Genomic DNA, 23,488 nt, shown 5'->3' on the forward strand with positions numbered 1-23,488 from the left:
TGCCGCCCGTGGCGGCGCCGGGGAGCTCAGACGCGGTCCAGCAGCGAGCGCAGCGGTGACGGGACCGCCGCGGGCTCCAGCCGCTCGACGAGGGCGCGCGCGTAGCGGGCCTTGCGCCCGCTGGTCGTGCCCAGGAAGCGGCGCAGCTGCGCCTCGGCCGGGCGCCCGCGCTGCGCCGGCTGCCGCCGGAAGGTGGCCAGGGCGGAGGCCTCGCGGTGCTCGGCGACGGCCGCCTCGACCCCGGCCGTCCCCACCGCCCGGATCAGCTCGTCCTCGAGGTCGGCCACGCAGGCGAAGAACCCCGCCGTCGCCGGGTCGGGCACGCCGAGCGCCCGGCGGACGACGTCCCGCTCGGCGAGGTCGTAGAGGCCGGCCACGCGGACGCCGGGACCGGTCGCGGCGAGGTGGCGACGGACGGCGTGCGCGCCGCCCATCGCGACGACGTCCACGCCCTCGGCGGCCAGGTCCCGGCCCAGTCCCCGCGCGGCGGCCAGCACGGCCTCGCGGTCACTGACCCCCTCGACGAGCACCACGGCGCGGAGGACGGGCGGGAGCGGCACGGGCGGACGGTCCCACGCGGGGGACGGGCAGGCCACCGGCTTCCTGGACGGAGGCGAGGAGAGCGGGTGACGGGAATCGAACCCGCACTGTCAGCTTGGGAAGCTGATGTTCTGCCATTGAACTACACCCGCGGCGGCCTGACGGCCGGACGCCAGCGTAGCAAGGACGGCGGGACGGGTCGGCAGGCCGGGGTCAGCCGGCGGGCCGGGTCAATCGGTGGGCCGGGTCAATCGGTGGGCCGGGTCAATCGGTGGGCCGGGGGCTGCGGATGGTCACCGTGGTCCCCTCCGGGCCCGGCACCGCGGTGATGTCGGCGAACGCGCTCATGAGCATCGACCCGCGGCCGCGGTCCATGCTCGACGTCCGCTCCTTCCACTGCCCGTGGTCGCGCACCGCGATCTCCACCGCGCCGTCGTCGACGGCCACCCGGACGTCCACGTACGGCTCGAGCGGGTCCTGCGCGTGCTCCACCGCGTTGGTGGCGGCCTCGCAGGCGGCCAGCACCAGGTCGTAGACGCGGTCCTCGTCCAGGCCGGCGTCGGCGAGCAGCGCCCGCAGCCGGCGGCGCAGCGGCGGGATCGCCGACGCGCTCGAGGGGAACCGCCAGGCCGTCGTCGTCGCGCCCGGGAGGTGCGCCGGGGCCGGCGCCGCGGGGACGGCCGGGACGGCGTCGGCGGCGCGGGGTCGCGGCGGCGGGGGAGCGGCAGCGGCCGGGGCGGACGGCGACGGCGCGGCCGGGGGTGCCGGCTCCCGCCGTCCCCGCGAGCGCTCGAGGACCGCGCGCAGCCGGCCGAGCAGCTCCGCGGACTCGAAGGGCTTGGGCAGGTAGTCGTCGACGCCGGCGTCGAAGCCCTCGACGGCGGCCTCCTGGCCGGCCCGCGCGGTGAGCATGACCACCGGGACGGCGCGCGTGCCGGGGTCGGCCCGCAGGGCGCGGAGCAGCCCGAACCCGTCCAGGCCCGGCATCATCACGTCGGTCAGGACGACGTCGGGGAGCACCCGCGCGACGTCGTGCAGGGCCGCCTCGCCGTCGGCCGCCGTCCGCACCGTCCACGACGGCGACAGCAGCCGGGTCAGGTAGGCGCGCATGTCGGCGTTGTCGTCGACGACGAGCACGGTGCCCAGCGGGTCGGCGGACGGGGCGGGCCGGCGCAGGTCGTCGTCCCACGGGGTGAGCGCGGCTGCGCGGACGGCGGCCGCCGAGACGGGCGGCGGGGTGTCGGTGTCGGGCTCGCCGAACGGCAGCCGCACGGTGAAGGTGCTCCCGGTGCCGGGCTCGCTCTCCACCGACACGGTGCCGCCGTGCAGCGCGACCAGCTCGCGCACCATCGCCAGGCCCAGGCCGGTGCCCTCCCGGCTGCGCGCCGGGGAGTCGGTCACCCGGTGGAACCGCTCGAACAGCGCCGGCAGCTCGGCGGCGGGGATGCCCACGCCGGTGTCGGCCACCCGCAGGACCACCTCGTCGTCCTCGGCGCGCAGGGAGACGGTGATGCCGCCGACGAAGGTGTACTTGACCGCGTTGGCGACCAGGTTGAGGACGACCTTCTCCCACATCCCCGGGTCCACCGCGGCGGAGCGGGGCAGCGGCGGGCAGTCGACGTCGAGGGTCAGGCCGGCCCGCTCGGCCGCGGCGCGCAGCACGCCGGCCAGCTCGGCGGTGCAGGCGGCCAGGTCCGTGGACACCCGCACCGCGGCGGTGCGCCCGGCCTCGATGCTGACGAACTCCAGCAGGTCGTCGACCAGGCGCTTGAGCCGCCGGCCGTTGCTCAGGGCGAGGGCGAGCTGCTCGCGCACCGGCTCGGGCAGCTCCCCACCGGACTCGGCGAGCACGTCGGAGATGGGGGCCAGCAGCAGGGTCAGCGGGGTGCGCAGCTCGTGGCTGACGTCGGAGAAGAACGTCGTCTTGGCCCGGTCCAGCTCGGCCAGCGCCTCCGCGCGGGCGCGCTCGGCGGCGTAGGCCCGCGCGTCGGTGACCGCACCGGCGACCTGTGCGGCCAGCAGCTGGTGGAAGGTCCGGTACTCCTCGTCCAGCGCCCGGTTGGGGCTCACGCCGACCAGCAGTGCGCCCACCGTCTCGCGGCCCGCCCCGCCCGACAGCGGCAGCGCGACCGCCCGCTCCACCTCGTCGCCGAACGGCCCGCCGGGCACGCGCAGGGCCGCGACGTCGACGGCGCCGAGCTCGGCCGCCGCCCCCACCGTCGCGGGCAGCGCCGCGGCGCCGACGCCCGCGGTGGCCACGCGGTGCAGCCGGCCCTCGTCGTCGCCCAGGTAGACGGCGGCGAAGGGCACGTCGAGCGGGTCGGCCTCCAGCGCCCCGCACACCTGGACGGCGAGGTCGCGCTCGTCCTCGCGCCGGCCCGCCGCGGTGGCCACCTCGTGCAGCAGCCGCTGCCGCCGCTCGGCCACGACCTGCCGGGTCACCTCCGTGCAGACCGCGTGCATCCCGGCCACCTCGCCGTCGTCCCCGAAGGCGGGGGCGTGCGAGACCGTGAAGTAGGTCTCCTCGCGGTAGCCGGCGCGCTCGAGCAGCAGGAGGAGCTGGGGGATCCACGAGGCCTCGCGGGTGGCCATCGCCCGCTCGACCGGGTCCTGCAGTGCGGCCCAGCCCTCGGCGAGGGTGATCCGCAGGTCGTCGCCGATGGCGCCGGGGTGCTTCGCACCGATGAGCGTGGCGTAGGCGTCGTTGTAGAACTGCGTGTACTCCGGGCCCCAGGTCAGGATCATGGGGAACCGCGAGGCCAGCACCGTGCGGACGGCGTAGCGCAGGCTCGCCGGCCAGGTCTCCACCGGGCCGACCGGCGTCGTCGCCCAGTCGAAGGCGGCCATCAGCCGCCCGTTCTCGCTGCCGCCGGCGAAGACGTCCTCGGTGCCGGGACCCGGGGCGACGTCGCGGACACCGCCGCCCACGACCGGATCCGCAGCCACGCACACCTCCCGGCACAGCCGTGCGGACGCGGGCGGGACCGCCGCCACCGCGTCAGGACCTCGGGAGCGGACCTGCTCCCCGCTGCTCGCACGGTACATCCGCGACCTGGGACACCACCGGCCGTGCCGGTGGTCAGCGCCGCATCTCGGCCAGGAAACCGGTCGCCTCCGAGCGCAGCCGCTCGGCCATCTGCGACAGGCCGGTGACGTCGGTGTCCGCGGTGCCCAGCGACGCGGTGCCGTCGACGGCCGCGGCGATCCCGTCGACCAGGCCGTTCATCTCGGTGACCGTGGCGCCGACCGTCCCGATGACGGCGGTGACGTCGTCGCAGGCCGCGCGGATCGCCTCGACCTGCGCGGTCACCCGCTCGGTGGCCCGCGCGGTCTGGTCGGCGAGGTCCTTGACCTCCGAGGCGACGACGGCGAAGCCCTTGCCGGCCTCCCCGGCGCGAGCGGCCTCGATCGTGGCGTTGAGCGCCAGCAGGCGGGTCTGCGCGGCCACCGACTCGATGAGCGCGATGACCTCGCGGATCTCGGCCGAGGTGCGGGTCAGGGAGCCGAGCGTGCCGGTCGCGTTGCCCACCTCGGCCGACGCCGCCGACGCCGCGCTGGTCAGCCCCGCGGCGGACGCGCTCATCTCGGTGGCCGCCGTCGCGACCTGCTCGCTCATCGCCAGCACCACCGACTCGAACGCGTCGGCCAGCCGCAGCCGTGAGGTCTGCGCCTCCGTGACCCGCCCGGCGGTCTCGCGCATGGCGTCCCGGGCGGTGTTGATGCCGGTGGCCGCGTGCCGGTAGGCGCCGTGCAGCCCGGTGCGCACCACGCTGCGGTGGAAGCGGCCCTCGGCGGCGGCGGCCAGCGCCGCCCGGGACTCGCGCACGAAGGCGTCGCTGACGTCGAGCGCGCGGTTGACGCCGTGCCGCAGCGCGACCAGTTCCGGCACGGCGTCCGAGCCGTCGACCGGCACGGCTCGGGCCTCCAGGTCGCCGCGCGCGGCCGCCTCGCAGGTCTCGGTCAGCCGGCGCACGAACGCGCGGTGGACCTCGAGCTCCGCGGCGTCGGAGCGGGTGCGGGAGCGGGCCATCTCAGTCCTCCTCCTGGGCGACGACCGACCACACGAAGTCCTCGTAGGACGCCGCGTGCTCGGCGATCAGCCGGTCGAACAGCTCGGACGACGCCGCGACGGCCGCGCGGGCGTCGGGGTGCCGCCGCTCCTCGGCCAGGAGGCGCTCGTAGATCGGGCGGACGCGGTCCACCGCCCGGCGGGAGGGCCGGCGCCGGTTGGAGTGGTAGCCCACGACCGACCCGTCGGCGCCGTAGGACGGCGTGACGTGCGCCAGCACCCAGTAGTGCGCGCCGTCGGCGGCCAGGTTGTTGATGTAGGCGAACAGCTCCTGGCGGGCGGCGAGGGTGTCCCACAGCAGCTTGAACACCGCGCGCGGCATCTCGGGGTGCCGGATGAGGTTGTGCGGCCGCCCGATGACCTCGTCGAGGGAGTAGGCGCCCACCCGCAGGAACACGTCGTTGGCGTACGTGATCACCCCGCGCGGGTCGGTCTTGGAGACGATGAGCTCCTCGGCCGCGAAGGTCCGCTCCTCGCCCGTCGGCCGCACGGCGGTGCGGCCGGCGCGCGGGGCGGTCCGGGGGTGGGTGTCCAGCACGCGGTGTCCTCCTGCGTCCGGCGGGTCGTCCCGGCAGGTATCGGCAGGATCCGTCCGGACGCGACCCGAAACGGGGACGACGGGACCTCGGTCCCGCGGGAAGCGGAGGGCGCGCCCGGCGGCCTCCCTAGACTCCGCGCCATGCTGCTGTCCGACCGCGACATCCGCGCCGCGATCGCCGAGGGGCGTCTCGGCATCGAGCCGCACGACGCGGGGCTGGTGCAGCCCTCGAGCATCGACGTCCGGCTCGACCGCTACTTCCGGGTGTTCAACAACGCCCGCTACACCCACATCGACCCCGCCCAGCAGCAGGACGACCTGACCACCCTGGTCGAGCCCGACGGCGACGAGCCGTTCGTCCTGCACCCCGGCGAGTTCGTCCTCGGCTCCACCCTCGAGGTCGTCACCATCCCCGACGACCTCGCCGCCCGGCTGGAGGGCAAGAGCTCGCTCGGGCGCCTGGGCCTGCTCACCCACTCGACGGCGGGCTTCGTCGACCCCGGCTTCTCCGGCCACATCACGCTGGAGCTGTCCAACGTGGCCAACCTGCCGATCACGCTGTGGCCGGGCATGAAGATCGGCCAGCTGTGCCTGTTCCGGCTCACCGGCCCGGCCGAGCACCCGTACGGCTCGGCGGTGTACGGCTCCCGCTACCAGGACCAGCGCGGGCCGACGCCGTCGCGCTCGTTCCGCAACTTCACCCGCGCCGAGACCCGGCGGGCGCAGGGCTGACCTCGGCCGGCGACCAGCCGGGCACCTCGTCGTCGACGAACCGGTCCCGGGTGACCAGCCACCCGGTGACCGTGAGCCCGGCGGTGGCGACGGCGATGAGCACGAACATGCCGGTGTAGCCGCCGGTCGCGCCGCGCAGCACGCCGACCAGCAGCGGCCCGGCGCCGGCCAGCACGTAGCCCCAGCCCTGGGTCACCGTGGACAGCGCGGCCGTCGTCTCCGGCGTCCGGGCGCGCAGCCCGATCAGCGCCAGCACCATGCTGAAGGTGCCCATGCCGACGGCGAGCACGCTCATCCACAGCCACGGCAGCGTGCGCGGGGCCAGCCACAGCCCGCCCCAGCCGACGACGTAGCAGGCCATGAAGCCCAGCAGCAGCGGCCGCTGCCAGCGCTGGCGGACGGTGAGCGAGGGGGTGACCGCGTTGACCGGGATGACGACGACCGAGTTGATCCCCAGCAGCAGCCCGGCGGTGGCGGCGCTGAGGCCGGCGTCGCGCAGGTACTGCGCCGACCAGCCCATGACGACGTAGGCCTGCGTCGCCTGCAGGCCGAAGAAGGCGGCCAGGGTGAGGGCCAGCGGGCTGCGCGCCAGCGGGGCCATCCGCACCGCGCGGTGGGTGCCCCGGCTCGCGCCGGGGGAGCGCGGGGCGAGGAACCACGGCACCGCGGCGACCAGCGCGAGCACCGCCCACACGCCGAGGGCCCACCGCCAGCCGCCGGGGCCGACGGCGGCGGCGATCGGCGCGGTGGAGATCGCCGCGACGGCGCCGCCGATGGCCATGGACGCGCTGTAGGCGCCCACCAGCAGGCCGGTGCGCTCGGGGAACCAGCGCTTGACCAGGCCGGGCAGCAGCACGTTGCCCAGCGCGCCGCCGACCATCGCGAGCACGGTGCCGGCGACGAACAGCGGGAACGAGTCGACGACCGCCCGCAGCACCAGCCCGGCGGCCATGGTGAGCAGCGCGCCGGCCAGCACGTGGGCGTCCCGGAACCGCGCGGCCAGCGGCGGCCCGGCGAAGCCGATGGCGGCGAAGCACAGCACGGGCAGCGTCGTCACCACGCCGGCCGCGGCGCTGGAGACGCCGAGGCCGCGCTCGAGCTCCTCGAGCACCGGCCCGACGGTGGTCACCGCCGTCCGCAGGTTGGCCGCGGTCAGCACGATGGCGACCGCGACGAGCGCGAGGCCGCGCCGCCGCTCGCCGGCCGTCGGGATCGGGGGAGCGTCGTCGGCCGTGCGGGTCACCCGTCGATGGTCCCCCGCGCGGCCGGCCCGCCCGGAGGCGGGTGCACAGGCCAACCGTCTAGGTGCGCAGACCCGTGCGCGGCATGGCCTCGAAGCGCGGCAGCACCTGCGGGACCCGCCGCCACAGCACCCGCTGCAGCAGGAGCGTGACCACGGCGGCCAGCAGGATGCCGGCGAGGTTGATCCCCAGTTGCAGGGCCGCGCGCCAGAACTCGGCGCCGCCGCCCAGGGCCAGCGACACGGCCATGTCCGCGGCGGCGGGCACCGTCGTCACGGAGATGAAGACGCCGACCAGCGCCCCGCTCTTCGCCGCCGTCAGCGACAGCACGCCGGCGATCCCCGCCAGCACCGCCACCACCAGCGACCAGTGGTCCGGCGCGGTGATGAACCCGGTCTGCGGGCGGTCCGCCGTCAGGACCTCGGGGCCGACCCAGCCCAGCCCGCGGGCGGCGAGCGTGGCCAGCGCGGTGACCGCGATGGCCAGCGCGAAGCCGACGAGCAGCGCGCGGGCCGCCGCACGGGCGACCCCGCGCCGCCGGTGCACGAGCGCGACGGCGAGCCCGGCCAGCGGGGCGAACTCCGGGCCGAGCACCATCGCGCCGATCACCAGGACCGCCGAGTCGTTGACGATCGCGATGCCGGCCAGCAGCGTCGCGATGGTCAGGAACGACAGGTAGGAGACCGACAGCGACGAGTCCGCGGCCGTCGTCCGCACCACCTGCTCCCAGACGACGGCGTCCGAGCCGTCGCCCGGCGCGGCCTCCTCCGCCCGCTCGGCGACGGCGGAGACGGCGGTGTCCACGGCCTCGATCGCGATGCCGCCGTCGCGGTCGACGTGCAGCTCGCGCAGCCCCCCGACGAGGGCGTCGGCGGACTCCCGGGCGACGTCGGCGAGGACCAGGTCGCCTGGCGGTTCGACCGAGGCGCCGGGCAGCACGGCCAGGTGCGCGGTCCCGGGGCAGCGGGTGAACAGGTCCCGGACGGCGTCGGTCCGGTCGGGCGGGACGGTCACCCGCAGCTGCAGCAGCACGCGCGGTGTTCTACCGGAGGACCCGCCCCCGGAGACGACGGACGCCGCCGGCGAGGGGATGCCTCGCCGACGGCGTCCGTCGGGGTGGTGCGGGGTTCTTCGTCAGGCCTGGCCGTGGCCGGTGGCGGCCGAGCCGGTGCCCGCCACGTCGTCGTCGGCGGTGCCGACCTCGGTGCCGTGCTCGGTGCCCGGGGCGCCGACCGGCGCCATCGAGCGCAGCAGGATCTGGCTGACGTCGAGGACCTCGACGTGCTCGGCGGCCTCGCCGTTCTGCTTCTTCGCCGTCAGGGCGTCCGACAGCATCGTGATGCAGAACGGGCAGGCGGTGGAGATGACGTCCGGGTCGAGGCCGAGGGCCTCCTCGGTGCGCTCCACGTTGATCCGCTTGCCGATCTTCTCCTCCATCCACATGCGCGCGCCGCCGGCGCCGCAGCAGAAGCCGCGGTCCTTGCAGCGGTGCATCTCCTGGGTGGAGAGGCCCTGCACGCTGTCGAGGATCTCCCGCGGCGGCGTGTAGACCTTGTTGTGCCGGCCGAGGAAGCACGGGTCGTGGTAGGTGACCTTGCGGTCGACCGGGGTGACCGGCGTGAGCCGACCCTCCTCCACCAGCTGGTTGAGCAGCTGCGTGTGGTGGACGACCTCGTACTCGCCGCCGACCTGCGGGTACTCCCGGCCCAGCGAGTTGAAGCAGTGCGGGCAGGTCGTGACGATCTTGCGGGTGCCCGGCACGCGGCCCTCGAAGACGCCGTTGAGGGTCTCGACGTTCTCCTGGGCCATCATCTGGAACACGAACTCGTTGCCCATGCGGCGGGCCGGGTCGCCCGAGCAGGTCTCCCCGGAGCCCAGGACGGCGAACTCGACACCGGCGGTGTGCAGCAGTTCGGCGACGGCCTTGGTGACCCGCTTGGCGCGGTCGTCGATGGCGCCGGCGCAGCCGACCCAGAACAGGTACTCGACGTCGTAGGGCAGCGGGCCGTCGGCCATGCGGACCTCGAAGTCGACCTCCTTGATCCAGTCCTCGCGGGTGCTCGGGCTGACGCCCCAGGGGTTGCCGCGGTTCTCGAGGTTGCGCAGCATCACGCCGGCCTCGGACGGGAAGTTCGACTCGATGAGCACCTGGTAGCGGCGCATGTCGTCGATGTGGTCGACGTGCTCGATGTCCACCGGGCACTGCTCGACGCAGGCGCCGCAGTTGGTGCAGCTCCACAGGACGTCGGGGTCGATGACCCCGCCCTCCTCGAGCGTGCCGACCAGCGGGCGGTGCGCCTGGGCGTCGTTGGTGCCCTCGATGCGGGCGTAGCCCGAGGCCCAGACCTGCTCGTCGCTGGGCTTGAGGACGTCGTAGTCCGGGGCGGTCTCGGACGCGGTCTTCTCACCCAGGAGGTACGGGGCCTTGGCGTACAGGTGGTCCCGCAGGTCCATGATCACCATCTTGGGAGACAGCGGCTTGCCCGTGTTCCAGGCAGGGCACTGGCTCTGGCACCGCCCGCACTCGGTGCAGGTGGTGAAGTCGAGCATCCCCTTCCAGGTGAAGTCCTCGATCTTGCCGCGACCGAAGACGTCGTCCTCGCCCGGGTCCTCGAAGTCGATCGGCTTGCCGTTCGAGGTCATGGGCTGCAGCGGGCCGAGGGCGACGGAGCCGTCGTCGTTCCGCTTGAAGTAGATGTTGAAGAAGGCGCTGAACCGGTGCCACGCGACGCCCATGTTGAGGATCCGGCTGATGACGACCAGCCAGGTCAGCGAGACGACGATCTTCACGAAGGCGACGACGCTGAGCAGGTCGGGGCTGTCGGGCAGCACGGTGGCCAGCAGGCCGGAGACCGGGTGCGACCAGGCCGGCGCGTCGGTGAGGTCGGAGGAGATCTTCAGCGCGCGGATCAGCAGGATGCAGACGCCGACGGTGAGGACGACGGCCTCGACGAAGTAGCCGCGGCCCTCGTTGGAGCCGGAGAAGCGGCTGGTGCGGCCCTGTCGGCGCGGGTGGTCCTTCTGGCGCCGGTAGATCAGGTACAGGATCCCGACGATCGTGCCGGTGCCGATGACGTCGGCGAAGAGGTTCCACAGGCTCCACTCGCCGATGAGCGGCAGGTGGAAGGCCGGGTTCCACACCTCACCGAAGGCCTCGACCAGCGTGAGGAACAGGCCGTAGAAGCCGACGAAGACGAACCAGTGGGCGGCGCCGATGGCCGACCACTTGAGCATCCGGGTGTGGCCGAGCGACTCGACCACGAGCGTCTTCAGCCGCGGGCCGACCGGCCCGTTGCGGGTCGAGTCCGGCTGGCCGGTGCGGATGATCCGCACCATGGCGCGGACGGCCCGGTAGGCGAAGACGACCGAGACGATGAGGAACAGCACGCTGATCGTGCCGAGCACGATCTGCAGGGGGCCCGTCATGATTCCCTCTCCCCACGCCACGCGGCGTCGGTTGACTCCGTCCGCACCGGACGACGAGAAGGGTCCCGCCGCCGTCTCCGGCCCGTGGGACCGGGGGGCGGATCACGCGCGGGCGGCGGTGCCCGCGCAGCCCAGCACGATAGCCGGGCTGCGCTCAGGTTACTCGGCAGTAACCCGAGGCGCGGCGCCCCGATCCGGGCCGGTCCGACGGTGCCCGCCGCCCACTCGACGCCGCGTTGACGTGCGGCTTCGCCAGCGTCCGAGGCTGCTGGAACACCGCGACTGGGTGTTTCCGCGCGGGCGTCGTCCGGGCGGGAGGTGACCGGGCTCACGTCTCCTGGTCACGCTGCGGTCACCGCGTCGCGGGCGACGCGCGATCAGGCCGCCTGATCGTGCCGCGTCCTGGCGCAGCGCCGACGGTGAGCCAGGACGCTGCACAGCGAGCCGGGACGGCGGCGCGACGTCGTCCACAGGTTCCGCGAGGACCTCGGCGCAGTCGCCGCGACCTCGAAGACTGTCGACGTGCACCCGGAACTCGCCCGCCTCGCGGCTGCCCGACTCGGCGTCTTCACCGCGCGGGAGGCCGTGCGCGTCGGCTACCGACCCGACGAGATCCGCTCGGAGCTGAGCGCTGGCCACTGGCGCTGGCTGCGGCGAGGCGTCTACGTCCGCGCCCGGGACCTCGCCGCCGCCGAGTCGGACGACCGGCTCCGACACCTCCTCGACTGCGTCGCCGTCCTGCTCGCCCTAGCTCCCGGTCCGGCCCTGAGCCACACCTCCGCCGCCCGGGTGCACCGCCTCGTGCTCCCCGAGGACGTCGACGGGGCCGTGCGGCTGACCGATCCGGGTCAGTGGCGACGCGGTCGGGGTTACGTCGTCGCCCGGGCTTCGCTCTCTGACGGTGACCTCGGGCGACTCGCCGGCTTCGGCGTGACCGCGCCGGCGCGGACGCTCGTCGACTGCGCCCGGGAGTGGGACCTCGTGGATTCGGTGGTGGCGATGGACGCCGCACTGCACGGGCGGCTCGTCGGACGCGAGGACCTGCGCGCTGCCGTCCTCCGTGCCGTGCACTGGGTCGGCATCGGCGACGCGGCGCGTGCCCTCGGGTTCGCGGACGGCCGGGCGGAGTCCCCGCTCGAGTCACGCGGTCGGCTCGCGTTGATCGAGGCCGGACTGCCCCGTCCGGAGCTGCAGGTCGAGGTGCACGGTCCGCGGGGCTTCGTCGCGCGGGTGGACGCTTGGTACGACGACGCCGGCGTCGCGATCGAGTTCGACGGGCGGGTGAAGTACCTCGACCCCGTCGACGGCCGGCATCCCGGGGACGTGCTCTGGCGGGAGAAGCGGCGCGAGGACCTCCTGCGCGCGCTGGGCATCCGGGTCGTGCGCCTGGCCTACGAGGACCTCGTGCCCGGGCGGCGGCGTGAGCTCGAGGCCCGGGTGGGTGGGCTGCTGGCGGCCCCGGCGGTCGGGCCGCGCCGGTATCGCGTCGTCCGCACCGTCGAGCCCACCCCGGGGACTGGGCCGATCGCGGCGTCGTCGACCTAGCTCGCCGTCGTGCGTCCTGGCTCACCGCCGACGCTGAGCCAGGACGCAGCACGATCAGGCCGCCTGATCATGCGTAGCTCGACCCCTCGGGAACACCGCCGGGAGGTCTGCCGTTACGGTGGGCAGGAAAGTTGAGCGGACCCCGCGCAAGGCAGGGAGCTCCCTCGACCGACCCCCACGACACCCGCACCACCCGAGCACACGGAAGAGGAGCCAGCTCCATGGCACGAGCGGTCGGCATCGACCTCGGCACCACGAACTCCGTCGTCACCGTCCTGGAGGGCGGCGAGCCGACGGTCATCGCCAACAGCGAGGGCTCGCGCACCACGCCCTCGGTCGTCGCCTTCGCCAAGAACGGCGAGGTCCTGGTCGGCCAGTCGGCCAAGAACCAGGCCGTCACCAACGTCGACCGCACCATCCGGTCGGTGAAGCGCCACATGGGCACCAACTGGCAGACCGGTGAGATCGACGGCAAGAAGTACACGCCGCAGGAGATCAGCGCCCGCATCCTGCAGAAGCTCAAGCGGGACGCCGAGACCTACCTGGGCGAGACGGTGACCGACGCCGTCATCACCGTCCCGGCCTACTTCGAGGACGCGCAGCGCCAGGCCACCAAGGAGGCCGGCGAGATCGCGGGCCTCAACGTCCTGCGCATCGTCAACGAGCCCACCGCGGCCGCGCTGGCCTACGGCCTGGACAAGGGCGAGACCGAGCAGACGATCCTCGTCTTCGACCTCGGCGGCGGCACGTTCGACGTGAGCCTCCTCGAGATCGGCGAGGGCGTCATCGAGGTGAAGGCCACCGCCGGTGACAACCACCTCGGCGGTGACGACTGGGACGAGCGGATCGTCAAGCACCTGGTGCAGACGTTCAACGCCCAGAACGGCATCGACCTGTCCAAGGACAAGCTGGCCATGCAGCGCCTCCGCGAGGCCGCCGAGAAGGCCAAGATCGAGCTGTCCGGCGCGCAGTCGACCAACGTCAACCTGCCCTACATCACCGCCGGCGCCGAGGGCCCGCTGCACCTCGACGTCACGATGACCCGCGCCGAGTTCCAGCGGCTCACCCAGGACCTGCTGGACCGCACCCGGGCGCCGTTCAACCAGGTCATCCGCGACGCCGGGATCAAGGTCGGCGACATCCACCACGTCGTCCTCGTCGGTGGCTCCACCCGCATGCCGGCCGTCACGGAGCTGGTCCGCGAGCTGACCGGCGGCAAGGAGCCCAACAAGGGCGTCAACCCGGACGAGGTCGTCGCCGTCGGTGCCGCGCTGCAGGCCGGCGTCCTCAAGGGCGAGGTCAAGGACGTCCTGCTGCTCGACGTCACCCCGCTGTCCCTGGGCATCGAGACCAAGGGCGGGATCATGACCAAGCTCATCGAGCGCAACACCACGATCCCGACCAAGCGCTCCGAGATCTTCACGACGGCCGACGACAACCAGCCGTCCGTGCAGATCCAGGTCTTCCAGGGCGAGCGCGAGATGGCGATGTACAACAAGAAGCTCGGCATGTTCGAGCTGACCGGCCTGCCGCCGGCGCCGCGCGGCGTCCCGCAGATCGAGGTCGGCTTCGACATCGACGCCAACGGCATCGTGCACGTCACCGCCAAGGACCTCGGCACGGGCAAGGAGCAGTCGATGACCATCACCGGCGGCTCGGCCCTCCCCAAGGAGGACATCGAGCGGATGATGCGCGACGCCGAGGCCCACGCCGAGGAGGACAAGCGCCGCCGCGAGGAGGCCGAGACCCGCAACCTCGCCGAGTCGCTGCAGTACCAGACCGAGAAGTTCCTCGCGGAGAACGGCGAGCGCATCCCGGCCGACAAGAAGGAGGAGCTCGGCGAGGCCCTGACCGAGCTGCGCTCCGCCCTCGGCGGCTCGGACATCGCCGCGATCAAGTCGGCGCAGGAGAAGGTCGCCCGCGTCTCGCAGGAGGTCGGCGGCGCGCTCTACGCCCAGCAGGCCCAGGCGGGCGCCGGTGACGGCGCCGGTGCCGCGGGTGCCGCGGGTGCCTCCGGTGACGGGTTCGGCGCGTCGGCCCCGTCCGGCGACGACGACGTCGTCGACGCCGAGATCGTCGACGAGGACACCGACCGCCGATGAGCCAGGGGGACGAGCAGCCGCGGGTCGTGATCCGGGACAAGCGGCGGATCGACCCCGTCAGCGGTGAGGTGCGGACGCCGGCCGGCGAGCAGCCGGCCGGCGTCCCGCCCCGCCCGGCTCCGGCACAGCCACCGGCCCACCCATCGCCAGGGGAGCAGATGACCGAGAACCAGACCGCCGCCCCGGAGGCCCCGGCCGCGCCGGTCGGCGACAGCGCCGCGGACGGCGACCTGTCGCGCCAGCTGACCGAGCGCACCGAGGACCTGCAGCGGGTCACCGCCGAGTACGCCAACTACCGGCGGCGGGTCGACCGGGACCGGCAGCTCGTCGTCGACCAGGCGGCCGAGCGGTTCGCCGCCCAGCTGTTCCCGATCGTCGACGACATCGAGCGGGCCCGGGACCACGGCGACCTGACCGGCGCCTTCAAGGTGGTCGCCGACCGCGTGCTCGGGCTGCTCGACGGCCTGGGCGTGGAGGCGTTCGGCGTCGCGGGCGACCCGTTCGACCCCGCGCTGCACGAGGCCGTCCTGCACGACACGTCCGACCAGGTCACCGTGCCCACCGCGACGACGGTCCTGCGGCAGGGTTTCCGCCGGGGCGAGCGCGTGCTGCGCACGGCCATGGTGTCCGTGACCGACCCGGAGGGCGGCGCGGCGGCCGCTCCCGAGCAGGAGGCGACCGGCGGCGGCGTGCCGGGGGAGACCCCGGCCGCCGGCTGACCGGCCGCCACCAGACGCAGAGAGGAGGCGTCCGATGAGCACCCGGGACTTCATCGAGAAGGACTACTACGCCGCGCTGGGCGTCTCCCAGGGCGCCGACGCGGCGGAGATCAAGAAGGCCTACCGCAAGCTCGCCCGCGACCTGCACCCGGACAAGAACCCGGGCAACACGCAGGCCGAGGCGCGCTTCAAGGAGGTCTCCGAGGCCTACGACGTGCTGTCGGACCCCAAGCGGCGGGCGGAGTACGACGACGCCCGCCGGCTGTTCGGCTCGGGCGGCGCCGGGGCCCGCGCCGGGTTCCCCGGGGGCTTCCCCGGCGGGGCCGGCGGCGGACAGCCGTTCGACCTGGGCGACCTCTTCGGCGGCGGCGCCGGGGGCACCGGGACGCGCAGCGGGGGCGGCGGGCTCGGCGACCTGTTCGGCAACCTCTTCGGCGGTGCCGCGCCGGGGTCGGCCCGGGCCCGCTCCCAGGCGGCGTCCGGGCCGGCCCGCGGGCAGGACGTCGAGACCGAGGCCACCCTCTCCTTCGAGGAGGCCGTCCTCGGCGTCACCGTGCCGCTGCGGATGCAGAGCCCGGGCACCTGCCCGACCTGCGCCGGCAGCGGCGCCCGCCCGGGCACCGCGCCGCACACCTGCGAGGTGTGCGGCGGCGCCGGCGTCACCAGCCGCAGCCAGGGCGCGTTCGCGTTCTCCGAGCCGTGCCGCAACTGCCGCGGCACCGGTCAGGTGGTCGACGACCCGTGCCCGACCTGCCAGGGCGACGGCGTCACCACCCAGACCCGCACGATCACCGTGCGGATCCCGGCCGGCGTCAAGGACGGGCAGCGGATCCGGCTGGCCGGCAAGGGCGCACCGGGACGGCGGGGCGGCCCCGCCGGCGACCTGTTCGTGGTCGTGCACGTCAGCGACCACGAGCTGTTCGGCCGCAAGGGCGACGACGTCACGCTCACCGTGCCGGTCACCTTCCCCGAGGCGGTCCTCGGCACGACGCTGACCGTGCCGACCCTGGACGGCAACGTGACGCTCAAGGTGCCCGCCGGCACGGCGAGCGGCCGCACGCTGCGGGTCCGGGGGCGGGGCGTGCCCGGCCGCGGCCGCACCGGCGACCTGCTGGTGACCGTCGAGGTCGCCGTCCCGCAGCGGCTCTCGGCCGAGGCCGAGCGGGCGGTGAAGACCCTCGACGCCGAACTGGGTGACCCGCGGCCGCAGATCACCGCGGCCACGCAGCGCAACGCCGACCGCGGGAGCACCCGGTGAGCGCCGCGGGCACGGAGGACCGCGACCGCGCCGAGGCGAGCCGCGCCGTCGCCGACGACGCTCCGGTGTTCGTCATCTCGGTGGCCGCGCAGCTGGCCGGCATGCACGCCCAGACGCTCCGCCAGTACGACCGGCTCGGCCTGGTCACCCCGGGCCGCACGGCGGGCGGCGGCCGGCGCTACAGCCCGCGGGACGTCGCGCTGCTGCGCGAGGTCCAGCGGCTGTCCCAGGAGGACGGCGTCAACCTGGCCGGCATCAAGCGGATCATCGACCTGGAGTCCCAGGTCGAGGCCCTGCAGCAGCGGGTGCACGAGCTGGTCGCCGAGCTCGAGGAGTCCGAGCACCGGCGGATCGCCGCGGAGACGGCGATCCGCAGCGGCTACGGCCGGGACCTGGTCGGCACCGACCTCGTGCCGGTGCGGCGGCAGAGCACCTCCGCGCTGGTCGTCTGGCGCCCGAGGGAGGCGCAGCGGTGAGCGGGAACCCCGGCGGCGGCGGCGTCGTCCAGGGAGACGTGACGAGCACGCGCCCGGAGCGGCAGCACGAGTCCTTCGTGCGGCTGGAGCGCGAGATCGGCCTGCTGCTGCGCCGGTCGCGGGCCATCTCGGCCCGGCTCGCCCGCGAGCTGCACCCCGACCTCGACGGCGCCGCCTACGGCCTGCTCGCGCTGCTGGCCGACGCCGGCCCGCTGCGCGCCAGCGACCTGGTCGCCCGGCTCGGCCTGGACAAGAGCACGGTCAGCCGCCAGGTGTCCTCGCTCGTGGCGCTCGGCATGGTCGACCGCGAGCCCGACCCGGCCGACGGGCGGGCGCAGGTCCTCACCCCGTCACCCGAGGGTGCGGCCCGGCTGGCCCGGATCCGCGACGCCCGCCGGGAGCGCTGGGAGGCCGACCTGTCCGGCTGGCCGGCCGAGGACGTCGCCCGGCTGGGCGAGCTCCTGGCCCGGCTCAACCGGCTCGGCGAGGCCCGCGAGGCCGGGGACGCCGCGGCCGGCGCTCCCTGAACCGCCCCTGATCCCACGACGGCGCCCGGACCACCTCGGTCCGGGCGCCGTCGTGCGTGGGAGGGGAATCCACCGGACGGGCATGAGGTTGTAGACAGCAACCAACCTGATGTATGTTGCGGTCTGCAATCACCTCTTCCCCGAGGACGCCATGCCCCTCACCTCCCAGACGTGCGAGCGGCTCACCACCGGCATCGCGCGCCTCGTCCGGGCCGGCCGGCACGTGTCCAGCCGGGCCGCGGACTCCGTCTCCGGGGAGCTGCCCTCCTTCGGCTGGGCGCTGCTCGTCCCGCTCGAGCGCGACGGCGAGCAGCGCTGCAGCGCGCTGGCCGTGCAGGCCGGCGTCGACGTCTCGGTCGCCAGCCGTCAGGTCGCCACCCTCGAGCGGGCCGGCCTGGTCGAGCGCCGGCCCGACCCCCGCGACGGCCGCGCCAGCCTCATCCGGCTCTCCGCCGCCGGCGCCACCGCCCTCGCGCAGGCCCGCGCGCTGCGCTCGCGGTGGGCCGTCCACGCCCTCGCCGGCTGGGACGAGGACGACGCCCGCCGCCTCACCGAGCTGCTCGAGCGGCTGTCCGACGACATCGACCGCGCCGCGCCGCCCACCGTCCGCTCCCCGCACGCCGTGGGGGCCGCCTCGTGACCACCACCCGCCCGTCCGGGCCGCCGTCCCCACCCGATCCCGCGCCGACCAGGAGCACCGTGACCACCACCCGCGAGCCCGCCGTCGCCGCCCCAGCGGCGGAGGCGCCCGCCGAACAGCAGGGCCGCATGACGCACCGGCAGATCCTCGAGGCCCTCTCGGGGATGTTGCTGGCGATGTTCGTGGCGTTCCTGTCCTCGACCGTCGTCTCCAACGCCCTGCCCACGATCATCACCGACCTGCGGGGCAGCCAGAGCCAGTACACGTGGGTCGTCACCGCGACCCTGCTCGCCTCGACCGCGTCCACGCCGATCTGGGGCAAGCTCGCCGACCTGTTCAGCAAGAAGCTGCTGATCCAGCTGTCGATCGTGGTCTTCATCGTCGGCTCGATGCTCGCCGGCCTGTCGCAGTCGGTGGGCACGCTCATCGGCTGGCGCGTGCTCCAGGGGGTGGGCCTCGGCGGCCTGCAGGCGCTGGTGCAGATCGCGATGGCCGCGATGATCAGCCCCCGCGAGCGCGGCCGGTACTCCGGCCTGCTCGGCGCCGTCATGGCCGTGGCCACCGTCGGCGGCCCGCTGCTCGGCGGCCTGCTGGTCGACACCAGCTGGCTGGGCTGGCGGTGGTGCTTCTACGTCGGCGTGCCCTTCGCCGCCGTGGCGCTGGTGCTGCTCCAGCGCACGCTGCACCTGCCGGTGACCAGGCGCCGGGTCCGCATCGACCACCTCGGCGCCGCGTTGCTCACCGCCGGCGTCTCCGGCCTGCTCATCTGGGTCACCCTCGCCGGCGACCGGTTCGCGTGGGCCTCGCTCGAGACGGCGCTGTTCCTCACCGGCAGCGCGCTCGCCATCGTCGCCTTCGTGGTGACCGAGCTGCGGGCGGCCGAGCCGATCGTGCCGCTGCGGCTGTTCCGCGACCGGACGACGACCCTCGCCATCATGGCCAGCGTCGCGATCGGTGTGGCGATGTTCGGGTCGACCGTCTTCCTCGGCCAGTACCTGCAGATCTCCCGCGGCTACTCGCCGACGGCGGCCGGCCTGCTGACGATCCCCATGGTCGGCGGCCTGCTCGTCTCCTCCACCGTCTCGGGCATCCTCATCACCCGCCACGGCCGGTGGAAGCGGTTCCTGGTGGCCGGGTCGCTGCTCGTCGTCGCCGGGTTCGGCCTGCTGGCGACCGTCGACCACGAGACGGACATGGTGCTGCTCGGCGTCTTCCTGTTCGTCCTCGGCGTCGGCATCGGGATGACCATGCAGAACCTGGTCCTCGCGGTGCAGAACACCGTGGCCGCGAGCGACCTCGGCGCGGCGTCGTCGGCGGTGGCGTTCTTCCGCAGCCTCGGCGGCACCGTCGGCGTCTCGGTGCTCGGCGCGGTGCTCAGCAACCGGGTGACCAACCTGATCACCGCCGGCCTGCCGCCGGAGGTGGCCGCCGCGGACAGCGGCTCGGGCAGCGTCGGCCTCGCCGGCCTGGAGGACGCGCCGCCGGCCATCCAGGAGCTCATCCGGGTCTCCTACGGCGACGCGACCGGCCGGGTCTTCCTCGTCTCCGCGGTCATCGCGGTGGTCGCCGTCGCGGCCATCCTGCTCATCCGCGAGGTGGCCCTGCGCACCGAGAGCGGCGAGGAGCGGCTGGCCCGCGAGTCCCGCCCCGCGCTCGCCGACGACGAGGCGGTCGGCACCGCCCGCTGAAGCAGGCACGCGGACGGACGGCGGCCCGCTCCCTCCGGGGAGCGGGCCGCCGTGGTCACGGGGTCAGGACTCGAGAGCGGCGTCCAGGGTGATGTCGACGCCGGCCAGGGCCTTGCTGACCGGGCAGCCGGCCTTCGCCGCCTGGGCGGCCTGCTCGAACCCGCCGGCGTCGAGGCCCTCGACCTCGGCGCGGACGGTCAGTTTGATGCCGGTGATCGTGGCGCCGTCCTGGAGGCCGAGCGTGACGTCGGCGGTGACGTCGAGCGACTGAGGCGTGCCGCCGGCCTTCGCGATCTCGTTCGACAGGGCCATCGAGAAGCAGGCGGAGTGGGCCGCGGCGACGAGCTCCTCGGGGCTGGTGGAGCCGCCGGCCTCGTCGGCGGTGCGCTTCGGCCAGCTCACGTCGAAGGTGCCGAGCTTCGAGCTGGTCAGCTCGACCTGGCCGGAGCCGTCCTGGAGGGTGCCGTTCCAGGCGGTGCGGGCGGTGCGGGTGGGCATCGGGCTGCCTTCCGGTCGGAGGGCGCGCCGGCATCGTCTCGCCGGCGCGCGGGACCCCGCGGCCCTACCCCGGTGGGTTGAGGGCAACCCGCCGGCCGGTCACAGCGCGCGCGGCGCCTCGGTGACCCGCTGGGTCAGCACGTTGAGCGTCTGCTTGAGGTCGGAGAAGGACTCCACGTCCAGGTCGAGCGCGCAGATCATGTCCTGCGAGATCGCGAAGGCCTTGTCGCGCAGGGCCCGGCCGGCGTCGGTGAGGGCGATGGCCACCGACCGCTCGTCCTCCACCCGCCGGTGGCGCGTGACCAGGCCGGCCGCCGTGAGCCGCTTGAGCAGCGGGGACAGCGTGCCGCTGTCGAGTGCCAGGCGGGCGCCGAGCTGGCCGACGGTCTGGTGGTCCTCTTCCCAGAGCAGCATCATGACCAGGTACTGGGGATAGGTCAGCCCGAGCTCCTCGAGCATCGGCCGGTACCGGGCGGTCATCGCGCGCGACGCTGCGTACAGCGCGAAGCACAGCTGGTCGTCCAGGGCCACGCTCGGGGCGGGGAGGTGCGGGTCCCCGCTCGTCGTCGTCATGACACGAGTGTAGGGACGATCCGGTCGCGTGGCATGCAGTTGCGTCGGATGTCAACCCTCGGGGAACCCCCTGTCGGGACCCGGGTTGAGCGGAACAGACTCAACCTCCGGTCCGTTGGACCGGTCGACAGCGACCCCCGCCGGGGAGCCCGGCGCGCCGAGGAGAGGACCGACCGCACCGACCATGGAGAGCAAGCTGACCACCCGTTCGCAGGAGGCGTTCGCGGCCGCCCAGCGGCTGGCGGTCGACCGGGGGCAGGCGGCGCTGGAGCCCCTGCACCTGCTCGTCGCGCTGCTGCAGCAGAGCGACGGCATCGCCGGCCCGCTGCTGACCGCCGTCGGCGCCGACCCGGCCGACGTCCGGGCCAAGGCCGAGGCCGCCCTGCGCCGCATGCCGAGCGTCAGCGGCGCCACCGTCGCCGCGCCGTCGCCGTCGCGTGAGCTGCTGCGGGTGGTCAACGCCGCCGGCGAGCAGGCGAGCGCGCTGGGCGACGAGTACGTCTCCACCGAGCACCTGCTGGTCGGCCTGGCCGGCTCCGAGGGCGAGGCGGGCACCGTGCTCACCAGCGCCGGGGCCACCCGCGACGCGCTGCTGGCCGCCTTCCGCACCGTGCGCGGCAACCGCAAGGTCACCACGGCCGACCCCGAGAGCACCTTCCAGGCGCTGGAGAAGTACGCCGTCGACCTCACCGAGCGCGCCCGCGAGGGGAAGATCGACCCGGTCATCGGCCGGGACACCGAGATCCGCCGCGTCGTGCAGGTGCTCTCCCGCCGCACCAAGAACAACCCGGTCCTCATCGGCGAGCCCGGCGTCGGCAAGACGGCGATCGTCGAGGGCCTGGCCCAGCGGATCGTGGCCGGCGACGTCCCCGAGAGCCTCAAGGGCAAGCGGCTGATGGCGCTGGACCTGGCGAGCATGGTCGCCGGCGCCAAGTACCGCGGCGAGTTCGAGGAGCGGCTCAAGGCCGTCCTGCAGGAGATCGCCGAGTCCGAGGGCCAGGTCGTCACCTTCATCGACGAGCTGCACACCATCGTCGGCGCCGGGGCCACCGGGGACTCGGCCATGGACGCCGGCAACATGATCAAGCCGATGCTCGCCCGCGGCGAGCTGCGCATGGTCGGCGCGACCACGCTCGACGAGTACCGCGAGCACATCGAGAAGGACCCGGCGCTGGAGCGCCGCTTCCAGCAGGTCCTCGTCGGCGAGCCCTCGGTCGAGGACACGATCGGCATCCTGCGCGGACTCAAGGAGCGCTACGAGGTGCACCACGGCGTCCGGATCACCGACGCCGCGATCGTCGCCGCCGCCACGCTGTCGGACCGGTACGTCACGGCCCGCTTCCTCCCCGACAAGGCGATCGACCTGGTCGACGAGGCGGCCAGCCGGCTGCGGATGGAGATCGACAGCCGCCCGGTCGAGGTCGACGAGGTCGAGCGCGCCGTGCGCCGCATGGAGATCGAGGAGATGGCGCTGGCCAAGGAGGACGACCCGTCGTCCCTCGACCGGCTGGCCGCGCTGCGCGCCGACCTGGCCGACCGGCGCCAGGAGCTCGCCGAGCTGACCGCCCGCTGGCAGCAGGACAAGAGCGCGATCGTCCGCATCCAGCAGCACAAGGAGGAGCTGGAGCGGTTGCGCACCGAGTCCGAGCGCGCCGAGCGCGACGGCGACCTCGCGCGCGTCGCCGAGCTCCGCTACGGCCGGATGCCGCAGCTGGAGAAGGCGCTCGCCGCGGCCGAGGACGAGGTCGCCGCCCAGGCCTCCATGCTCAAGGAGGAGGTCGGTCCCGACGACATCGCCGAGGTCGTCCAGGCCTGGACCGGCATCCCCGCCGGCCGGTTGCTCGAGGGCGAGACGGCGAAGCTGCTGCGGATGGAGGACGAGCTCGGGGAGCGGGTCGTCGGCCAGCCCGACGCCGTCCGCGCCGTCTCCGACGCCGTCCGCCGCGCGCGGTCGGGCATCGCCGACCCCGACCGGCCCACCGGCTCGTTCCTCTTCCTCGGCCCCACCGGCGTCGGCAAGACCGAGCTGGCCAAGGCGCTGGCGGAGTTCCTGTTCGACGACGAGCGGGCGATGGTCCGCGTCGACATGAGCGAGTACTCCGAGAAGCACTCGGTGGCCCGGCTGGTCGGCGCCCCTCCGGGCTACGTCGGCTACGAGGCCGGCGGTCAGCTCACCGAGGCGGTCCGGCGGCGGCCCTACACCGTCGTGCTGCTCGACGAGGTGGAGAAGGCCCACCCCGACGTCTTCGACGTGCTGCTGCAGGTCCTCGACGACGGCCGGCTCACCGACGGCCAGGGGCGGACGGTGGACTTCCGCAACACCCTCCTGATCCTGACGTCGAACCTCGGCTCGCAGCTGATCGCCGACCAGTCGCTGCCGGAGGAGGCGCGGCGGTCCGCGGTCATGGACGTCGTCCGGTCGCACTTCAAGCCCGAGTTCCTCAACCGCCTCGACGACGTCGTGGTGTTCCGGGCGCTGGGCAGCGAGGAGCTGGCCGGGATCGTCGAGATCCAGGTGGGCGTGCTCGCCCGCCGGCTGGCCGCCCGCCGGCTGACGCTGACCGTCACCGAGGCCGCCCGCGAGTGGCTGGCGCTCAACGGGTTCGACCCGGTCTACGGCGCCCGCCCGCTGCGCCGGCTGGTGCAGTCCGCGATCGGCGACCCGCTGGCCCGCGCGCTGCTGGCCGGGGAGATCCGCGACGGTGACGAGGTCGTCGTCGACGCGCCGGACGACCTGGCCGAGGAGGGCCTGACCGTCCGCCGCGGCTGAACGAGGAGCACCTCGCCAGGGCCCGCCGTCCCCTCGGGGGGGGGGGGCCGCCGCGCGCCCCCCGGGGGGGGCGGGGGGGGGGGGGGCCCCGGGGGGGGGGGGGCGGCCCCGCCGGTGGTGGTCACCCACGCGACGCCGTCGCGGCG

19 protein-coding genes and 1 tRNA gene are annotated in these 23,488 nt (G+C 74.5%); 10 read left to right on the forward strand and 10 right to left on the reverse strand.

Features of this window, described 5'->3' with window-relative positions; genetic code table 11:
• Positions 1–26 precede the first annotated feature (26 nt).
• The 5 genes from ACI798_RS18095 to ACI798_RS18115 all read right to left on the reverse strand — a co-directional run bounded on the left by ACI798_RS18095 (position 27) and on the right by ACI798_RS18115 (position 5,147).
• On the reverse strand, positions 27–560 hold the full coding sequence (locus ACI798_RS18095) for a TOPRIM nucleotidyl transferase/hydrolase domain-containing protein (RefSeq protein WP_456942381.1): 534 nt from the start codon (positions 558–560) through the stop codon (positions 27–29).
• 61 nt (positions 561–621) lie between these two features.
• A tRNA-Gly gene (locus ACI798_RS18100) sits at positions 622–692 on the reverse strand.
• A gap of 112 nt (positions 693–804) precedes the next feature.
• Positions 805–3,486, reverse strand: coding sequence for an ATP-binding protein (locus ACI798_RS18105; protein WP_457048579.1), 2,682 nt, complete (start codon positions 3,484–3,486; stop codon positions 805–807).
• Positions 3,487–3,619: 133 nt separating this feature from the next.
• On the reverse strand, positions 3,620–4,570 hold the full coding sequence (locus tag ACI798_RS18110) for a methyl-accepting chemotaxis protein (protein WP_457048580.1): 951 nt from the start codon (positions 4,568–4,570) through the stop codon (positions 3,620–3,622).
• Position 4,571: 1 nt separating this feature from the next.
• A complete protein-coding gene (locus tag ACI798_RS18115; RefSeq protein ID WP_456942384.1) occupies positions 4,572–5,147 on the reverse strand; it encodes a PAS domain-containing protein in 576 nt (191 codons plus the stop codon).
• A gap of 141 nt (positions 5,148–5,288) precedes the next feature.
• On the opposite strand from ACI798_RS18115, the gene dcd reads away from it, so the two are divergent.
• On the forward strand, positions 5,289–5,879 hold the full coding sequence (gene dcd, locus ACI798_RS18120; protein WP_387992035.1) for a dCTP deaminase: 591 nt from the start codon (positions 5,289–5,291) through the stop codon (positions 5,877–5,879).
• Here dcd and ACI798_RS18125 read toward each other — a convergent pair.
• The 3 genes from ACI798_RS18125 to ACI798_RS18135 all read right to left on the reverse strand — a co-directional run bounded on the left by ACI798_RS18125 (position 5,845) and on the right by ACI798_RS18135 (position 10,546).
• Positions 5,845–7,122, reverse strand: coding sequence for a CynX/NimT family MFS transporter (locus ACI798_RS18125; protein WP_456942385.1), 1,278 nt, complete (start codon positions 7,120–7,122; stop codon positions 5,845–5,847). The genes dcd and ACI798_RS18125 overlap by 35 nt on opposite strands.
• Before the next feature lie 58 nt (positions 7,123–7,180).
• Positions 7,181–8,152, reverse strand: a complete 972-nt coding sequence (locus tag ACI798_RS18130) for a DUF389 domain-containing protein (protein WP_456942386.1) — start codon at positions 8,150–8,152, stop codon at positions 7,181–7,183.
• A 102-nt stretch (positions 8,153–8,254) separates the two neighbouring features.
• Positions 8,255–10,546, reverse strand: a complete 2,292-nt coding sequence (locus ACI798_RS18135) for a heterodisulfide reductase-related iron-sulfur binding cluster (RefSeq protein ID WP_456942387.1) — start codon at positions 10,544–10,546, stop codon at positions 8,255–8,257.
• Positions 10,547–11,068: 522 nt separating this feature from the next.
• Between ACI798_RS18135 and ACI798_RS18140 the strand changes: the two genes are divergently transcribed.
• From ACI798_RS18140 to ACI798_RS18175, 8 genes are all read left to right on the forward strand, one after another.
• A complete protein-coding gene (locus ACI798_RS18140; RefSeq protein WP_456942388.1) occupies positions 11,069–12,091 on the forward strand; it encodes a hypothetical protein in 1,023 nt (340 codons plus the stop codon).
• Positions 12,092–12,312: 221 nt separating this feature from the next.
• Entirely contained in the window at positions 12,313–14,193 is a 1,881-nt protein-coding gene (dnaK, locus tag ACI798_RS18145) for a molecular chaperone DnaK (RefSeq protein ID WP_456942389.1), read from the forward strand.
• Positions 14,190–14,912, forward strand: a complete 723-nt coding sequence (gene grpE, locus ACI798_RS18150; RefSeq protein WP_456942390.1) for a nucleotide exchange factor GrpE — start codon at positions 14,190–14,192, stop codon at positions 14,910–14,912. The genes dnaK and grpE overlap by 4 nt, the downstream gene beginning before the upstream one ends.
• Before the next feature lie 34 nt (positions 14,913–14,946).
• Positions 14,947–16,170 (forward strand): molecular chaperone DnaJ, encoded by a 1,224-nt coding sequence (dnaJ, locus tag ACI798_RS18155; protein WP_456942391.1) that lies wholly within the window; start codon positions 14,947–14,949, stop codon positions 16,168–16,170.
• Entirely contained in the window at positions 16,167–16,646 is a 480-nt protein-coding gene (locus tag ACI798_RS18160) for a heat shock protein transcriptional repressor HspR (RefSeq protein WP_457048581.1), read from the forward strand. Before dnaJ ends, ACI798_RS18160 begins: the two co-directional genes overlap by 4 nt.
• Before the next feature lie 38 nt (positions 16,647–16,684).
• Positions 16,685–17,173, forward strand: a complete 489-nt coding sequence (locus ACI798_RS18165) for a MarR family winged helix-turn-helix transcriptional regulator (protein WP_456942393.1) — start codon at positions 16,685–16,687, stop codon at positions 17,171–17,173.
• 151 nt (positions 17,174–17,324) lie between these two features.
• Positions 17,325–17,813 carry a MarR family winged helix-turn-helix transcriptional regulator gene (locus ACI798_RS18170; RefSeq protein ID WP_456942394.1) on the forward strand — a complete coding sequence of 163 codons (489 nt, stop codon included), beginning with the start codon at positions 17,325–17,327 and terminating at the stop codon, positions 17,811–17,813.
• Positions 17,814–17,872: 59 nt separating this feature from the next.
• A complete protein-coding gene (locus ACI798_RS18175; protein ID WP_457048582.1) occupies positions 17,873–19,501 on the forward strand; it encodes an MDR family MFS transporter in 1,629 nt (542 codons plus the stop codon).
• Between the two features lie 63 nt (positions 19,502–19,564).
• On the opposite strand, the gene ACI798_RS18180 is transcribed toward ACI798_RS18175, so the two are convergent.
• Together ACI798_RS18180 and ACI798_RS18185 are read right to left on the reverse strand one after the other, a co-directional pair.
• On the reverse strand, positions 19,565–19,999 hold the full coding sequence (locus ACI798_RS18180) for an OsmC family protein (RefSeq protein WP_457048583.1): 435 nt from the start codon (positions 19,997–19,999) through the stop codon (positions 19,565–19,567).
• A gap of 99 nt (positions 20,000–20,098) precedes the next feature.
• Positions 20,099–20,572 carry a MarR family winged helix-turn-helix transcriptional regulator gene (locus tag ACI798_RS18185; protein WP_456942397.1) on the reverse strand — a complete coding sequence of 158 codons (474 nt, stop codon included), beginning with the start codon at positions 20,570–20,572 and terminating at the stop codon, positions 20,099–20,101.
• A 184-nt stretch (positions 20,573–20,756) separates the two neighbouring features.
• Here ACI798_RS18185 and clpB point away from each other — a divergent pair, with 184 nt between their 5' ends.
• Positions 20,757–23,342, forward strand: a complete 2,586-nt coding sequence (clpB, locus tag ACI798_RS18190) for an ATP-dependent chaperone ClpB (protein WP_456942398.1) — start codon at positions 20,757–20,759, stop codon at positions 23,340–23,342.
• Positions 23,343–23,488 lie beyond the last annotated feature (146 nt).

This window comes from Geodermatophilus sp. SYSU D01045, from assembly GCF_054050295.1.